We start from the raw sequence: 16,290 nt of genomic DNA on the forward strand, positions 1-16,290 counted from the left end.
CCGCTGCATGCTTCACGCCCGTCTCGACGTCCGGCTCGGCCTCGGGCTCCTTGCGCGCGGCTGCCCGAGAGTTGCGGGCCACCCGCAAGGGAGGGCCCGCCGCTCGAGTCAGTGCCTCGATTCACTCGTTGGGCCGCGCCGCGCTGATGTCGCCGAGCGCTGAGCCGGGGTCGCGTTCGATGGCCAGGTCTCCCAAGGAGACGATCCCGACGGGGTGGTCGCCCTCGACCACCGGAACCCGGCGCACCGCCCGCTCACGCATCAGTCCGATGACCTGGTCGACGTCGTCGTCGGGGGCCACGGTGACCAGGTCCTTGCTGCACGCGCTTCCCACGGTGCGGTCGCCGGTGTTGCCGCCTTCCGCCATGACGCGGATGACCAGATCCCGGTCGGTCACCACTCCGACGAGGTGGCCCTCGTCGACCACCAACACGTCGCCGATGTCGTCACGGCGCATCAGCTGGGCGACGTTCACCACCGATGTCAGCGGGTCCACCGTGACGAGGTCCGTCGTCATGATCTCGCGAACCTGCTGGGTCATGGTTCCTCCCTCGAAGTCGAGTACGGGAGGACGCCTGTCCGACATCCCGCTCCCCGAGTACCCCGGCAACTGTTGTGCGACGCCGCACCGGCCGGGCCGTTCAGCAGCGCACTGGCGCTGGCTCTGGTGGCGGTGTGCCGCGACGGCGGCCACGAGTGCCCGCGTGAACTCCGGGCCGGCGGTGTCCGGGGCGACGTCCGTGACCACGCCTTGGCCGGCCACCACCCGGTGCGACGCGCAGGACAGGCGCACGCCCCCCGGTTCCAGGGCCGACAACACGTCTACTCCCGACGCACGCGACGGTCGCCAGTGCCCGCGTCGACGGCGCACGGTTCCCGTCGGCCGTGGGCCCGGTGCCGTGCGTCGCTGCCGGCACCTCCACGATCGCGCCCTCGCCGGCCAGACTCTCTCGTGTCGACTTGCCCTGTCGGCCGTCCACCCTCCGGCAACCTCCCCGGCCGACTGCGTACGGGCTATGCGTACGGGCTAGTAGCACTGCTTGGACGCCGTCCCCCTCCCGTCGGGCGGTTCGGGCACCCCGATGCCACGCGTCACCTGGCTGGCCGGCTCGCTGTCCACCCGGGCGAGTTGACAGCGGCGGGGCCGGGCAGCCGCTGACGGCCTACTCCGCGTCGCGCGTACGGAGTCCGTGCAGCAGTTGGTCGATGTGGCCGGCAGCCTGGGTGGGTCGTGTCGCACGGCTAGGGCGCGAGCGCCGACAGCGTCTGGTTCCCGTACCCGTGCTGGTCGGGCACAGCATCGGCGGCGTGAATGTGCTGCGTTTCCTGGAGAGCACGATCCCGAGCCCCAGGGGGTGTTCGCGGGCGTGCTGCTGGTGGCGACCTCCGCGCACGAGGTCGGGTACGACGAGCTTGCCGAGTTCTTCGAGGGCGGTTTCGACTGGGAGGGGATTCGCCGCTCGGCGGTGGTGACGCCCACCGGAGCGCACTTCGGGGAGGAGCCCATTGCGGCGGCTGGATCTCATCGGAAGGCTTCGAGTGCCTCTGGATATTGGACCACTACCACCCGTGGAACGACCAGCAGGGCCAGAGCCGTTCGTGTGGTCGGTGATCGGTGCCCTGTCCGAGCACACCCTCGGGGATGCCTAGCCGACGTCCGTACCGTGCAGGGACGATCCGGACACGCATGCCCGGGCAGTTGACGCCTGCGTGGACGCCGGATTCGACACCGTCTGCGTCAACCAGATCGGCACGGCACGGGCTGTATCCGGTCCGGCGGCTCGCGTCGCGCTGGGGGTACGTACCCGGAGGTCACGGCGGCAAGACCGTCTGGTTCGGAGGCGGACATCGTCCGGGAAGCCGGAGCTCCGGACCGGTCCTAGAGTGGAGACGCGGTGCGTGGCCACCTCGGGATCAGCTCTGTCCGCACACGCGTCGCCCGCTCGTACGAGGTGCCTCATGGCCAAGCGCAGATCTGCACACCTCGGCATGGCCCCGGCGGCCGCCGACCCCGGTGAGGAGGGCCTGCACCGACTGCTCACCGGACTCACCGCGGTACGGGACGGGGATCTCGCCCTTCATCTCCCCGAGGACTGCGGAGGCACCCTCGGCGACATAGCCGTGGTCTACAACGACATGGTCGACCGGCTCTCCCTCCTCACCTCCGAGCTCACGCGGGTCGCCGGAGAGGTGGGCGACGAGGGACTGCTCGGCAGCCGCGTGCGGGAACCGCGGGCGGACGGGGCCTGGCAGGAGCTCATCAGCGGCGTCAACGCGATGGCCGACAACCTCACCCTGCAGGTGCGCTCCATCGCTCAGGTGGCGACCGCCGTCGCCCGCGGCGATCTCACCCAGAAGATCCGGGTGGACGCGCACGGCGAGATCCTGGAGCTCAAGGAAACGATCAACACCATGGTCGACCGGCTCTCGTCCTTCGCGGAGGAGGTCACCCGCGTGGCACGCGAGGTCGGTACGGACGGCAAGCTGGGCGGTCAGGCCACCGTCCGCGGGGTGTCCGGGACCTGGAAGGACCTCACCGACAACGTCAACTTCATGGCCGACAACCTGACCAACCAGGTACGCAACATCGCCCAGGTCACCACGTCCGTCGCACAGGGCGACCTGACCAGCCGCATCGACGTCGCCGCACGCGGCGAGATCCTGGAGCTCAAGACCACGATCAACACCATGGTGGACCGGCTGTCGTCGTTCGCCGCCGAGGTGACACGCGTGGCGCGCGAAGTGGGCACGGAGGGGAAACTGGGCGGCCAGGCCACCGTCCACGGGGTGTCCGGGACCTGGAAGGACCTCACCGACAACGTCAACGGGCTGGCCGGCAATCTCACCCGGCAGGTCAGGGCCATCGCCGAGGTCACGAGCGCCGTGGCCGAGGGGGATCTGACCCGCTCCATCACCGCCGACGCCCCCGGCGAGGTGGGCGAACTGCGCGACAACATCAACGCGATGGTCGAGTCGCTGCGCGCGACGACCCGCGCCAACCAGGAGCAGCAATGGCTGCAGACGAATCTGGCGAGGACTGCTCCAGGGCACCCGCAGCCTGCCCGAGATCGCCGAACTGATCATGGCGGAGGTGCCGCCGCTCGTATCGGCCCAGTACGGCGCCTTCTACGTGGCCGAAGAGGGCGCGCACGGACCAGAACTGGTCATGGCAGCCGGGTACGGGCTCCCGGAGCCACCCGGCTCCGGCTCGCCGCGACGGTTCCGCGTCGGCCAGGGCCTGGTGGGCCAGGCCGCCCACGACAGACGAGCCCTCCTCGTCGATCCGGTGCCCCCTGGGTACGCCACCGTCTCCTCCGCCGTCGGCTCGGCAGAGCCGACGGCGCTCATCGTGCTCCCGATCGTGGTCGAGGACCTGGTGCTCGGCGCCGTCGAACTCGCCGCCCTGCACAGCTTCACCGCCCTGCACCGCGACTTCCTCGACCGGTTCGTCGTCAGTGCCGGAGCCGTGCTCAGCTCACTGGTGGCCAATCTGCGTACCGACGAACTGCTCGCCCAGTCGAGGAATCTCGCCGACGAACTCCGCTCCAAGACCGAGGAGTTGCAGGCCCGGCAGCAGGAACTCCAGCGGTCCAACGCCGAACTGCAGGAGCAGGCCGCGCTCCTCGCCGAACGCAACAAGGACATCGAGGCGAAGAACCAGGTCATCGAGCAGGCCCGGCAGGAACTGGAGGCCCGCGCCCAGCAGTTGTCGCGTACGTCGATGTACAAGTCCGAATTCCTGGCCAACATGAGTCACGAACTGCGGACGCCACTGAACAGCCTGCTGACCCTGGCACGTCTCCTCGCCCACAACCCCGAAGGCAACCTGACACAGAAGCAGGTCGACTACGCCCAGGTCATCCACTCGGCGGGTTCCGATCTGCTCCAGCTGATCAACGACATCCTGGATCTGTCCAAGGTGGAAGCCGGCAAGATGGAGGTCCGACCAGAGCCGTTCGCCCTGTCCCACCTCCTGGAGCATCTGAAGACGACCTTCGGTCCCGTCGCGGAGGAACGCGGGCTCGACTTCACCGTCTCCATGGCGCAAGACGTACCCGAGCGCCTCACCACCGACGAGGCGCGGCTGCGTCAGGTGCTGGGCAACCTGTTCTCCAACGCGCTGAAGTTCACCGACGAAGGGAGCGTCACGCTCACGGTCGAACACGCCGACGCGACCGAGACGCCTGCCGATCTGCGCGGTGCCGAACCGGTACTCGCCTTCCGCGTCACCGACACCGGAATCGGCATCCCCGCGAAACGTCTCCGGCACATCTTCGAGGCCTTCCAGCAGGGCGACGGCACCACCGCGCGCCGCTACGGCGGCACCGGACTGGGTCTCTCCATCAGCCGGGAGGTCGCCACGCTCATCGGCGGCGCCATCGGGGTCGAGAGCGCACCGGGCCGCGGCAGCCGCTTCACCCTCTACCTCCCGGAGCGCACGGAGCCACTGCTCACACCGGCCACGACTGCCGCGAGCAAGGCCCCTCGTGCCCGGGAGAGCATGCTCCCGGAGCCTGCCGGCCCCATCGTCTCCGCGGCGCCCCCGGGCGTGGCCGTGCTGGTCGTGGACGACGACCACCGCAACGTCTTCGCTCTCACAGAGGTTCTGAAGACCGACGGACTGCAGGTCCTGACCGCCGACGGAGGACGCCGGGCCATCGAGGTGCTGAACGAGCACGACGAGATCGCGCTCGTGCTGATGGACGTCATGATGGCCGGGATGGACGGGTACGAGGCGATCGAAAAGATCCGCAAGCTCCCGGGCCGGGCCAATCTCCCGGTCATCGTGGTCACCGCGAAGGCGATGCCCGGCGATCGTGCCCGGGCTCTGGAGGCCGGCGCCGACGACTACCTGGCCAAGCCGGTCGACGAGGCGGAACTGCTCTCGATGGTCCGTCTCCGGCTGGCGAGGTGAAGGCACCCGTGGCTGCGCGGTCCCTCGTCCTCGAGCTCTCCGGCGCCCGGTCGCGCCCCCGGGACCGTCCGCGGGTCACCGCACCCCGACCGCGACGATGCACGTGTCGTCGTCCGTGTCCCCCACGGCCAGCCCGAGCAGTCCGTCGACCAGCAGCCCCAGACGCCCGCCGGCCGCGAGTTCCTCCACCGCCTCGACGAGGCGGGCGAGCCCGGAGTCCAGCCCGTCGTGCCGCCGCTCGATCAGTCCGTCCGTGTACAGAAGCAGCGTGTCCCCCCGCCGCAGCGCGATGTGGCGCTCCTGATAGCGGAACGACGGCACCGCGCCGAGCAGAGTGTCGTGAGCGGTCTCCACCAGTCGCGCCCGGCCGTCCCGGAGCAGCAGGAGCGGAAGGTGCCCGGCACTCGACCAGGCGAGGTCCCTGGCGTCCGGGTCGTACAGGGCGCACACCGCTGTCGCCGTGATCCCGCCCCCCGTGTGCAGCGTGACCTCGTTGAGCCAGCCCATCAGCTGTCCGGGCGGCCGGCCGGTGAAGGCGAGCGCCCGCTGGGCATTGCGCAGCGCGACCATGCCGGTGACGGAGTCGATCCCGTGCCCGGCGATGTCGCCGACGGCCAGCAGCACCTTGCCGTCCGGCAGCGGCAGCACGTCGTACCAGTCGCCTCCGACCCGGTACTCCTCCGCCGCCGGACGGTAGCGAGCGGCGACGACCAGGCCACCGGGCAGCTCCTGGAAACCGGGCACTTCGGGAACGATGGCCTGCTGGAGCTGGAGAGCCAGGCGGTGCCGCAGCTCCGCTTGGCCGCGGACCACGGTCAGGCGGTCGAAGGTCGCACTGAGCGCGAGTTCCGTGCGGTGGATCGCCGACTCGTCCTGGTACACCCCGACGAAACCGGTGACCATCGTCCCGTCGAGCAGCGGCTCCGCAGCCACCCGGACATGTCGCACGGACCCGTCCGGGCGCACGATGCGCAGCACGGACTGCGCGCCCGTCCTGCCTTCCATGAGGGAGCGAAGCAGTTCCGTGAGCGCGCCGTCGTCCTCTCGGTGGATCCGTCCCCGAAGCGCCAGCAGGGGCACCGGGGCGTCACCCCGTTCCAGGCCGAACATGCCGTAGGCCTGCTCGGACCACACGGTCCCGCCGCCGGTCAGGCTGTCACGGAAGGTGGCGACGCTCTGCAGCCGGGAAACCGCTCGACCGGTCGCGAGGCCGGATTCGGTCACGGTGTTCCACAGAAGCACGGAGCGCTCGTTCCCGGCCGGCAGGACCCGGACGTCCACCAGCGGTGCGGGCGCCTCGCCCGGCTCGGTGCGGGCGATCGCGGGCAACCGGGCGGCCTGCTGCGGACGGCTGCTGCGCAGGGCCTGCCTGACCAGCCGGGTGAGGGCCTGGTGGGTCAGCGGAAAGACATGCGACAGGTGCCTCTCGTCGGCCGAGAGCGCACCCCCGACGGCGGCGACGGCCTCCCCGTTGACGTGTTCGACGATCACGGCCCCGGTCGTGTCGCTCGTCCGCAGCAGTGCCGCAGGGTGGGTGAGGGCGTCGAGGAGATCGACCAGCACCGGCACGGACGGCAGTGCGGTGTCCGGGCGGTCCAGGACGGTGACCGCCATGCCCATCAAGTCGGTTACAGCGCGCCGTACCGTCGTGTCGAGCGGTGTGGGCCCCGGCCAGCCCACCAGCGCCAGTCCGACCGTCTCGCCCTGCCGTCTCAGGGGCAGCAAGGCCCTCGCCGCGTCCGCCCGTGCGCCGGGCAACGGGCAGCCTTGGGCCGGCCCGTTCTCCAGCCACAGGGGAACGCTGTCGGCAAGGGCGGTGCGAAACGGCTCGGGACAGGCCGGCGAGATCCACCGCCAGGACGCGGCCTCCGAGGCCCCGACCCCGGCGTGCCCGGCGAGGCTCAGGCTGCCGGAGGCGGCCGATCGCCACAGCCACAGGCTGTCGGCCCCGAGCGGGCCGAGGGCTCCCTCCAGAAGCGTGCGGGCCGCGTCACCGACCCTGTCCGTCGCCTCGGCGGCCGCGACGGTGCGGCGCTGGTGCCGGGCCTGGAACGGCGGGACAGGGCTCGGGACGACAGGCGGGTCGCCCGGCGCCGCGACCGAGTTCACGACGTCCGCGGCGAGATCCGCGGGCGAGAGTCCGGTCGCCTGGGCCAGCGCTTCGAGGTGGGCGGACGCGTCGGCGGTGGAGACCCCGAGCTGGACGGCGAGAACGCCCGTGGCCAGATCGATCAGGTGGCGGCGCGCGTAGTCGGCCCGGAGCCGCTCGTTCTCCGCGGCGAGGCCGGCGAATCCGGAATCGGCCCGGTCGGCGGACGCCCCGAGGGGCCTTGCAGAAAGGGTCACGGCGATCTCCGTTCCGCCGTCGCGCGGGCGTCCGGAGCAGGCGCTCGTACGTCTCCGGATTTTACCCGCCCGAGCTGCCCACCGAGGCGCTCCGTGACCCGCATGACCGGCGCTCACCGGGGCACTCGCCGACGAGAGGCCGACGCCGGGTCCCTGGCGTCCGGCGCCGGATCCTCGCCGAAGCGGAGGGCCCGGACCTCCGCCGGGTCGCCCCACGTCCCTGGAGCGACGCGGAACCCGAGGACCGCACGGCAGGCTGGAGGGCTGCGCTGGTGACGGGCACGGAAGGGCAGCGCGCTCGGGGCTCCACGGCCCGGGACGTACGCACGCGGGTCACCGTCCTCGTCGCCCTCGCAGCCAACCTCGTGATCGCCGCGGCCAAAGCGGTCGCCGGGCTCTTCACGGGATCGCCCGCGCTGCTCTCGGAGGCGGCGCACTCGGTCGCGGACAGCCTGAACGAGGTGTTCCTGCTCATCGCGGTACGCCGCAGCAAGCTCCCCGCCGACGAGCGTCATCCGTTCGGCTACGGCAAGGAGCGCTACTTCTGGGCGCTGCTGGCCGCGGTGGGGATCTTCGTCATGGGCGGCTGCTTCTCGGTGTACCAGGGCGTGCACGCTTTGCGAACGGACCAGCAGGAGTCGCTGAAGGGCTACCTGGCGGGGCTCGCGGTGCTCGGGGTGGCGCTGCTGGCCGACGGTGTCTCCCTGGTCCGCGCCCTGCACCAGGCGCATCGGCACCGGGAAGGCGCGGCCGACCCGGCTCTGCGCACGGTGATCGCGGAGGACTCGACAGCCGTGGCCGGTGTGCTCCTCGCGGGGGTCGGTATCGCGCTGCACCTGGTGACCGGGCAGGTGGCCTGGGAGGCCGGCGCTTCCATGGGGATCGGACTCCTGCTGGTGTGCGTGGCCTATCGGCTGGCCTGGGAGGCGCGGGACCAGCTGATCGGCGAGGCGGTCGAGACGGAGCTGCGTGACCGGATCGGTGACTTCCTCTCGTCGCAGGACGAGATCGACAAGGTCGCCGCGCTGCTGACGATGCGACTGGGACTGGACTCGATGCTGGTCGCCGCCCGCGTCGACCTGACGCCGGGGCTCGACAGCGAGGAGGTCGAGCTGGTCTGTGTCCGGCTCAAGCGGCGGATCACCGCGCGGTGGCCGCAGGCCGACCACGTGTTCCTGGACATCACCGAGGCGCCCGGACCTGAGGAGGGCCCACCCTCATCCCCTGTCACCGCCCCTGTCACGGGCAGCCGGCTCTCCCGCATCCTCGGTCGCGGCGGCGCGAGCCCGGGCCCATAGCGGGATGGCGAACCAGCACAGCACGAACCAGAGGACCATCGCGGCGACGATCCAGCCCGCCGCCGCGCCGAGGCCTGCCACCCGAAGGATCAGGAGCAGGGCACTCGCCATCGTGCACAGCAGCAGGAGCAGGCCCGTCATGGCCAGCCGGGCGGCCCAGTCCACGGTCTGTGCCTTGAGATGCAGACCGGCCAGGATGCGGTGCACGGCGACCGGCCCGATGAGAGCGCCGGTCGCGGCCGCTCCGCACACCACCGTCACCAGATAGACGGTCCGGTCGGTGTCCGACAGCGCGGCGAAACGCGACTGGAAGACCACCGTGAGCAGGAAGCCGAAGAGGATCTGGACGCCGGTCTGAGCCACTCGCACTTCCTGGAGCAGCTCGCCCCACCGCCGGTCCGCCCTCTCCTCCTCGGTCTCATGGCGACCCCGTACAACGGAATCCGTGCGTCGCTCCACCGCATTCCCTCCTTGGTCCCCGCGTCATACACCATCATCGGGCGAACATGCGTATGCGGGCGGACACCTCGCGCAGGCTCGGCTGCCAAGGGGTTCCTCGGCTTCCGTCGAGTTCTGTCGAGCAAGGCCCCCTCCTCGTCCGCGCGCCCGGCACACCGGCTCATCGCTGTTACCTCCGTGGTGCCGGGGTACCCGAGGGCCGAGTCGGCGGAGGGGCGCCGGTACGAGGACTGGAGACCGATGATGAGCAAGCGTGCCGACGAGGAATGCACCGGAGTGACGGGCTGGTCGTGTCGATGACCACCGCGCCTGCACGACGGACGGTCACGGTGGACACGGCTGGTCTGGCCGCGGCTCTGCAGCACGAGACCGATGCCGAGGTCCGTTTCGACCCGGGCACCCGGGGCGCCTACTCCACGGACGGCTCCAACTACCGGCAGGTGCCGATCGGCGTCGTGCTTCCGCGCAGTGTCGAGGCCGGCGCCCACGCGATCGAGGTATGTGCACGCTTCCAGGCTCCTGTCCTGTCGCGAGGCGGAGGCACGAGCCTGGCCGGCCAGACGACGAATGCGGCCGTGGTGGTCGACTGGAGCAAGTACTGCCACGCCCTCGTCTCGGTCGCCCCGGAGACCCGGACCTGTGTGGTGGAGCCGGGCATCGTCCTGGACGAACTCAACCGGCGGCTGTCCGACCACGGCCTGCAGTTCGGCCCGAAACCCTCGACCCACAGCCACTGCGCCCTGGGCGGCATGATCGGCAACAACTCGTGCGGGGCGTCCGCGCAGGCGTACGGCAAGACGGTGGACAACGTGCGGCGGCTGGAGGTCCTCACCTACGACGGCCTGCGCATGTGGGTGGGGCCGACGTCCCGGGCCGAGCGTGCGAGGATCGCCGCCGAGGGCGGCCGCCGGGCCGGGATCTACGCAGGCCTGGATCGCATCGTCACCGAGTATCTGGCGGACATCCGGCGCGGCTACCCCAAGATCCCACGCAGGGTGTCCGGCTACAACCTCGACTCCCTGCTGCCGGAGAACGACTTCGATCTCGCCAAGGCCCTGGTCGGCAGCGAGGGCACCCTGGTGACCGTCCTGCGTGCCGAACTCGACCTCGTTGCGGTGCCGCCCAGCCAGTCACTGCTGGTCCTCGGATACGACGACATCTGCCGCGCCGCCGACGACGTACCCCGGCTGTTGGAACGGTGCTCCCCCGGCCAGTTGGAGGCCCTGGACGGGCGTATGGCCCAGCTGATGCGCGAGGAGCACGCCTACCTCGACTCCCTCAACACCCTTCCCGAGGGCGACAGTTGGCTGCTGCTGGCGTTCGCCGGCGACAGTCAGGAGGACGTGGACGAGCAGGCGCACGAACTGCTGAAGTCGATCGGCCGTGACGAGAAGGACGCTTCGGTCGCCTTCTCCGACGATCCCGAGCGGGAGCACACGATGCTCAGGGCCCGCGAGGCCGGGCTGGGTGTGACCGCGCGTCCGCCGGACGACCGGGAGACCTGGGAAGGGTGGGAGGACTCCGCCGTCCCGCCCGAGCGCCTGGGCGACTATCTGCGCGACCTCAAGCGGCTGTTCGTGGAGTTCGACTACGACCACCCTTCGCTGTACGGCCATTTCGGACAGGGCTGTGTGCACACACGCATCCCCTTCGAGCTGAGGACGGCGGAGGGGCTTGCGGACTTCCGCCGCTTCCTGGAGCAGGCTGCGGACCTCGTCATCTCCTACGGCGGTTCGCTGTCGGGCGAGCACGGGGACGGCCAGGCCCGGGGCGAGCTGCTGGCCCGAATGTTCGGCGAGCGGCTTGTGGCCGCCTTCGGCGAGCTGAAGGCGGTGTTCGACCCGGGCAACCGGATGAACCCCGGCAAGGTCGTCGACCCGAATCCGGTCGACGGTCAACTTCGGCTCGGCCCCACGTGGCGGCCGACCGCATCCGACACCTACTTCGGCTACCCGGGGGACGACCACTCCTTCGACCGGGCGGTGCTGCGCTGCGTGGGTATCGGAAACTGCCGTAGCCACCGGGGAGGCGTGATGTGTCCGTCGTACCGGGCCACGAAGGAGGAGGAGCACTCCACGCGCGGGCGCGCGCGGCTGCTCTTCGAGATGCTCGACGGCCACGCCGACTCGCCGGTCACCGACGGATGGCGCTCGACCGAGGTGCGCGACGCGCTCGACCTCTGCCTGGCGTGCAAGGGCTGCAAGTCGGACTGTCCGACTGGGGTGGACATGGCCACGTACAAGGCCGAGTTCCTCGCCCACCACTACGCGGGGCGGCTGCGTCCTGCCGCCCACTACTCGATGGGCTGGCTGCCGGTATGGGCGCGGCTGTCGCGTCCGGCACCGGGGCTGGTCAACAGCGTGCTGCATGCACCGGTCCTCGCTCGGGCGGGAAAGCGGCTGGCCGGGGTGGACGGCGCCCGGCCGGCGCCGGTGTTCGCCCGGGAGTCCTTCCTCCAGTGGTGGCGCGCTCGCGGGAGCGTGCAGCCGGATCCGGTGGATCCGGCCGCGGTGGTGCTGTGGCCGGACACCTTCAGCACCTTCTTCCACCCATCGGTGGCGATCTCAGCCGTACGGGTTCTGGAGGACGCCGGCTTCCGAGTCGCCGTACCCGACGCGCCGGTCTGCTGCGGCCTGACGTGGATCTCCACCGGCCAGCTGACCGTCGCCCAGCGGGTCGTGCGCCGTACGCTGCGCGTGCTGCGTCCCTACTTGGACGCGGGCACACCCGTTGTCGGCCTGGAACCCTCCTGCACCGCCGTCTTCCGCGCCGACGCACCCGAGTTGCTGCCGGACGACGAGGATGTGCGGCGGCTGGCCGGGCAGGTGCGCACCTTCGCCGAACAACTCGCCCACCACGCCCGCAAGGACTGGCGGCCGCCCCGGCTGGCGCGGCGGGCGACGGTGCAGATTCACTGCCACCAGCACGCGATCATGAAGTTCGACGCGGACCGGGAGCTCATGCGCCGCGCTCACCTGACCGCCGACGTCCTCGACGAGGGCTGCTGCGGTCTCGCCGGCAACTTCGGCTTCGAACGCGGTCATCACGAGGTCTCCATGGCCGTGGCCGAACAGGGCGTCCTGCCCGCCGTCCGCGCAGCCGCCCCCGACAGTCTGCTGCTCGCCGACGGCTTCAGCTGCCGCACCCAGATCGAGCAGGGTGACACCGGGCGGCGCGCCCTGCACCTCGCCGAGGCCCTGGCCCTCGGTCTCGACGGCCCGCTGCCGAGCGAACACCCCGAGCGCCTGGCCCGGCGACCTGCCGTCCCCTCCCCCGCGGCCCGATGGGCAGCGACCGCGGGGGCCGCCGCCCTGACGGCCGGCACGGGGCTGGGCGTCGTACGGCACCTGCGCCATCCCTGACCAGGCACAGGCAGTCAGCCCACGCCGGAAAGGATCCAAGACATGTCGACGAAGGTCTCCGACTACGTCCTCCAGCGGCTGCGCGAGTGGGAGGTGGGGCTGGTCTTCGCCTACCCGGGCGACGGCATCAACGGCCTGCTCGCCGCCTGGGGCCGCGCGGAGAACGACCCTCGGTTCATCCAGTCGCGGCACGAGGAGATGTCCGCCTTCGAAGCGGTCGGCTACGCCAAGTTCTCGGGTCGGGTCGGCGTCTGTGCCGCGACGTCCGGACCCGGCGCCATCCACCTCCTCAACGGGCTGTACGACGCCAAGCTCGACCACGTGCCCGTGGTCGCGATCGTGGGCCAGACCAACCGCAGCGCCATGGGCGGCTCCTACCAGCAAGAGGTCGATCTGCTGAGCCTGTACAAGGACGTCGCCTCGGACTTCTGCGCGATGGTCACCGTCCCCGAACAGCTCCCGAACGTGCTCGACCGGGCCCTGCGCACCGCCGTGACAAGGCGCTCGGTCACCGCCGTCATCATCCCCGCCGACGTCCAGGAACTGGACTACTCCCCGCCCGAGCACGCCTTCAAGATGGTGCCCTCCAGCCTCGGCATGCCGCACTTCGCGCCGGTGCCGGACGACGAGGACCTCGCGCGGGCGGCCGAGGTCCTCAACGCCGGGGAGAAGGTCGCCCTGCTCATCGGTCAGGGCGCGCGAGGAGCCCGGCCGGAGGTCATGGACACCGCCGACCGGCTGGGTGCCGGCGTGGCCAAGGCACTGCTGGGCAAGGACGCCCTCGACGACGACCTGCCCTACGTCACCGGCGCCATCGGTCTGCTGGGTACCCGGCCCTCGTACGAGATGATGCGCGACTGCGACACCCTCCTCGTCGTCGGGTCGTCCTTCCCGTACACCCAGTTCCTGCCGGAGTTCGGCAAGGCGCGGGCCGTGCAGATCGACATCGACGCGCACATGGTCGGCCTGCGCTATCCCTTCGAGGTCAACCTCGTCGGCGACGCCGCCCGGACGCTGCGCCGGCTGCTGCCGCTGCTGGAGCAGAGCACAAGCCGCGGCTGGCGCCAGACGATCGAGGACAACGTCGCCCGCTGGTGGGAGGTCATGCAGCGACGCGCCACCGTCGAGGCCGACCCGATCAATCCGGAGTACGTCACCCACGCGCTCGGCGACCTGCTGCCCGAGAACGTGATCCTCAGTGCGGATTCCGGCTCGGCCGCCAACTGGTACGCCCGCCACCTCAAGCTGCGCGGCGCGATGCGCGGCTCGCTGTCGGGCACGCTCGCCACCATGGGACCGGGGGTCCCGTATGCCATCGGCGCCAAGTTCGCGTACGGCGACCGGCCGGCCATCGCTCTCGTGGGCGACGGGGCGATGCAGATGAACGGCATGGCCGAGCTGATCACCGTCGCCAAGTACTGGCAGGAGTGGGAGGATCCGCGGCTGGTCGTCGCCGTCTTCAACAACCAGGACCTCAACCAGGTCACCTGGGAGATGCGCGCCATGGAGGGCGCACCTCAGTTCCTGCCCTCCCAGTCGATCCCCGATGTCGCCTACGCCGACTTCGCCCGCTCGCTCGGTCTGCACGGCATGCGTGTCGAGAAGCCCGTCGACGTGGAGGGTGCCTGGGAGACCGCGCTGGCCGCCGACCGGCCCTGCGTGCTCGACTTCGTCACCGACCCGGCGGTGCCCCCCATCCCGCCGCACGCCACCCTCGACCAGATCGAGGCCGCCGCGGCGAGTGTCCTCAAGGGTGACAGCGACCGCGCCGCCATGGTCCGGCAGGGGTTCAGGGCCAAGGTCCAGGAGTTCCTGCCCGGCCGCCGTCACCGCGAGGAGCATCGGTGACCGACGGGAAGCTGGTGGATGGCGTGGACAGCGCCGTCTACACCGTTCCGACCGACGCACCCGAAGCGGACGGCACCCTCGCCTGGGACAGCACCACGCTCGTCCTGGCCACCGTCCACTGCGGTGACGTCACCGGGCTCGGCTACACCTATGCCCCCGCGGCGGCGGCCCACGTCATCGACGACCTGCTGGCCGACGTGGTCACCGGCACGACCGCCTTCGACGTGCCGCGCCAGAACGAGGCCATGCAACGCGCGGTACGCAACGCCGGCCTGCCCGGCGTCTGCGCACAGGCGATCTCCGCCGTCGACATCGCCCTGTGGGACGCCAAGGCCCACCTGCTCGGCCTGCCCCTCGTCCAGCTCCTGGGCGCCGCACGCGACCACGTGCCCGTCTACGGCAGCGGCGGCTTCACCACGTACGACGACCAGCAGCAGGACAGGCAACTACGGGGCTGGGTCGAGAAGGACGGCATTCCCCGCGTCAAGATCAAGATCGGGGAATCCTGGGGCCGGCAGGAAACCCGCGACCTGCAACGCGTGGCACGGGCCCGCGCCAGCATCGGCGAGGCCGCCGAGCTGTACGTGGACGCCAACGGCGGCTACAGCGCCCACCAAGCCGTCCGGGTGGCCGCCGAGCTCGCCGATCACGGCGTGACGTGGTTCGAGGAACCCGTTTCCTCCGACCACCTGCGCACGCTCGCCGCGATACGCAGCCAGATCACCGCCGACGTCACCGCCGGGGAGTACGGCTACACCCTGCCCTACTTCCAGCACATGCTGGCCGCCGGTGCTGTCGACTGTCTGCAGGCCGACGTCACCCGCTGTGGCGGCATCACCGTATGGCTGCGCGTCGCAGCCCTCGCCCAGGCATACGGCCTGGACATCTCCGGACACTGCGCCCCGCACGCCCATGCCCACGCTGCGGCCGCCGTCCCCAACCTGCGGCACCTGGAGTGGTTCCACGACCACGTCCGCATCGAACGCCTCCTCTTCGACGGCGCCCTTGATCCCGGCGGAGGCGTCATCACCCCGGGCACCGATGCACCACCGGGACTGGGGCTGAGCGTCAACACCGAGCGCGGGCAGCCCTTCCGGACCCAGTGACCGCAGCGGTTCGCCCGGGGTGGTGCCGACATCACCCTCGTCGCGGTGTCACTGAGATGGTGCCTGTGTGCCGAGCAGATCCATGATGTCGTCGGCGTGTTCTTCTTCCTCTTCCAGGATCGACTCCATGATGCGGCGGGTGGTGGGGTCCTGGTCTCCGAGCCAGCGGATGATCTCCTGGTAGCTGGCGATCACGATCCGTTCGGCGAGCAGGTTGTGCTCCAGCATCGCCTTGAGGTCGTCGGGGGTCGGTGCGGTGTAGTCGGTATGAGCGCGCTCGGCCAGGGTCGCCGGGTCGAAGTCCGGGTCGCCACCAAGCTGAGAAACCCGCTCCGCGGCCAACATGGCATGGTGCATCTCAGCGGCCGCGTGTTCGGTGAACTCCGCCGACACCTGGGCGCGGTCGATGCCGATCGCGGAGATCGCGTGACGGGTGTACCGCAGCCAGCACACCACCTCGGTCGCGATCACATCGTTGAGGACAGCGATGACACGGTCCTTGTCGAGTCCGTAGCTACCGGTGACCGGTCCTTCCTCCATCTTGCGCTTGGCTTCTTCGCGAATCCTGGTGACGTCCAGGACGAATGAATCGCTCATGGGGAGGATCTGCCCTGCTTGTCGCGCGAAGGCACGGCCGCTGGCTGGAAATGACCGGTTCGATGCAGCCCTCGGTGCGCATGCGGGCCATGGCTGAGCAGAAGTCGTCCTCGACCCTCACCGTGCCCCTGCAGATGGCAGCCTCAGTGGTGCGGCAAGTCCCTGGCGGCAGCATGGTGAGCAGGGCCGGCCACGAAATACTGAACACGATCGGAACCATGTCGCCCCGGAGGGAGCGGGGGGGGGGGGGGGGGGGGGGGAGGGGGTGGGGGAGGGGGGGGGGGGGGGGGGACCCCGCTCCCCTTCTCCTCCCCCACAAAGTTGTCCCACCCGGCCCTGGGGTACGCCGCCCTCTCTCT

General features: G+C 70.6%; 8 protein-coding genes and 2 pseudogenes. 6 read left to right on the forward strand and 4 right to left on the reverse strand.

What is annotated here, in order from left to right; translation table 11 throughout:
• Nucleotides 1–121 precede the first annotated feature (121 nt).
• Nucleotides 122–541 carry a CBS domain-containing protein gene (locus ACZ5DS_RS34625; RefSeq protein WP_468246499.1) on the reverse strand — a complete coding sequence of 140 codons (420 nt, stop codon included), beginning with the start codon at nucleotides 539–541 and terminating at the stop codon, nucleotides 122–124.
• A gap of 990 nt (nucleotides 542–1,531) precedes the next feature.
• On the opposite strand from ACZ5DS_RS34625, the pseudogene ACZ5DS_RS34630 reads away from it, so the two are divergent.
• Nucleotides 1,532–1,629 (forward strand): annotated as a pseudogene (locus ACZ5DS_RS34630) (LLM class F420-dependent oxidoreductase); the annotation flags it as partial.
• Nucleotides 1,630–1,959: 330 nt separating this feature from the next.
• A pseudogene (locus tag ACZ5DS_RS34635) lies at nucleotides 1,960–4,915 on the forward strand (HAMP domain-containing protein).
• Between the two features lie 75 nt (nucleotides 4,916–4,990).
• Here the strand turns inward: ACZ5DS_RS34635 and ACZ5DS_RS34640 are convergent.
• Nucleotides 4,991–7,261 carry a SpoIIE family protein phosphatase gene (locus tag ACZ5DS_RS34640; protein ID WP_468246501.1) on the reverse strand — a complete coding sequence of 757 codons (2,271 nt, stop codon included), beginning with the start codon at nucleotides 7,259–7,261 and terminating at the stop codon, nucleotides 4,991–4,993.
• Between the two features lie 272 nt (nucleotides 7,262–7,533).
• On the opposite strand from ACZ5DS_RS34640, the gene ACZ5DS_RS34645 reads away from it, so the two are divergent.
• Nucleotides 7,534–8,559: a cation diffusion facilitator family transporter gene (locus tag ACZ5DS_RS34645; RefSeq protein WP_468246504.1), complete on the forward strand. Its 1,026-nt coding sequence runs from the start codon at nucleotides 7,534–7,536 to the stop codon at nucleotides 8,557–8,559.
• On the opposite strand, the gene ACZ5DS_RS34650 is transcribed toward ACZ5DS_RS34645, so the two are convergent.
• Nucleotides 8,479–9,018 (reverse strand): DUF6328 family protein, encoded by a 540-nt coding sequence (locus tag ACZ5DS_RS34650; RefSeq protein WP_468246506.1) that lies wholly within the window; start codon nucleotides 9,016–9,018, stop codon nucleotides 8,479–8,481. The genes ACZ5DS_RS34645 and ACZ5DS_RS34650 overlap by 81 nt on opposite strands.
• Nucleotides 9,019–9,314: 296 nt before the next feature.
• Here ACZ5DS_RS34650 and ACZ5DS_RS34655 point away from each other — a divergent pair, with 296 nt between their 5' ends.
• From ACZ5DS_RS34655 to ACZ5DS_RS34665, 3 genes are read left to right on the forward strand one after another with little or no spacing between them, the layout of a single operon-like run.
• Complete coding sequence (locus ACZ5DS_RS34655) at nucleotides 9,315–12,380, forward strand: FAD-binding and (Fe-S)-binding domain-containing protein (RefSeq protein ID WP_468246508.1); 3,066 nt, start codon at nucleotides 9,315–9,317, stop codon at nucleotides 12,378–12,380.
• Nucleotides 12,381–12,422: 42 nt separating this feature from the next.
• Nucleotides 12,423–14,228: a thiamine pyrophosphate-requiring protein gene (locus ACZ5DS_RS34660; RefSeq protein WP_468246511.1), complete on the forward strand. Its 1,806-nt coding sequence runs from the start codon at nucleotides 12,423–12,425 to the stop codon at nucleotides 14,226–14,228.
• On the forward strand, nucleotides 14,225–15,334 hold the full coding sequence (locus ACZ5DS_RS34665) for an enolase C-terminal domain-like protein (protein ID WP_468246513.1): 1,110 nt from the start codon (nucleotides 14,225–14,227) through the stop codon (nucleotides 15,332–15,334). Before ACZ5DS_RS34660 ends, ACZ5DS_RS34665 begins: the two co-directional genes overlap by 4 nt.
• Nucleotides 15,335–15,382: 48 nt before the next feature.
• Here the strand turns inward: ACZ5DS_RS34665 and ACZ5DS_RS34670 are convergent, their stop codons facing one another.
• Entirely contained in the window at nucleotides 15,383–15,931 is a 549-nt protein-coding gene (locus tag ACZ5DS_RS34670) for a ferritin-like domain-containing protein (RefSeq protein WP_468246516.1), read from the reverse strand.
• Nucleotides 15,932–16,290 lie beyond the last annotated feature (359 nt).

It is taken from the genome of Streptomyces sp. NPDC031100, assembly GCF_055570785.1.

Coding starts and splice junctions, on each gene's coding strand:
- ACZ5DS_RS34625 (WP_468246499.1), bottom strand. CDS start 541: ATGACCCAGCAGGTTCGCGAGATCATGACGACGGACCTCGTCACGGTG.
- ACZ5DS_RS34655 (WP_468246508.1), top strand. CDS start 9,315: ATGACCACCGCGCCTGCACGACGGACGGTCACGGTGGACACGGCTGGT.
- ACZ5DS_RS34660 (WP_468246511.1), top strand. CDS start 12,423: ATGTCGACGAAGGTCTCCGACTACGTCCTCCAGCGGCTGCGCGAGTGG.
- ACZ5DS_RS34670 (WP_468246516.1), bottom strand. CDS start 15,931: ATGAGCGATTCATTCGTCCTGGACGTCACCAGGATTCGCGAAGAAGCC.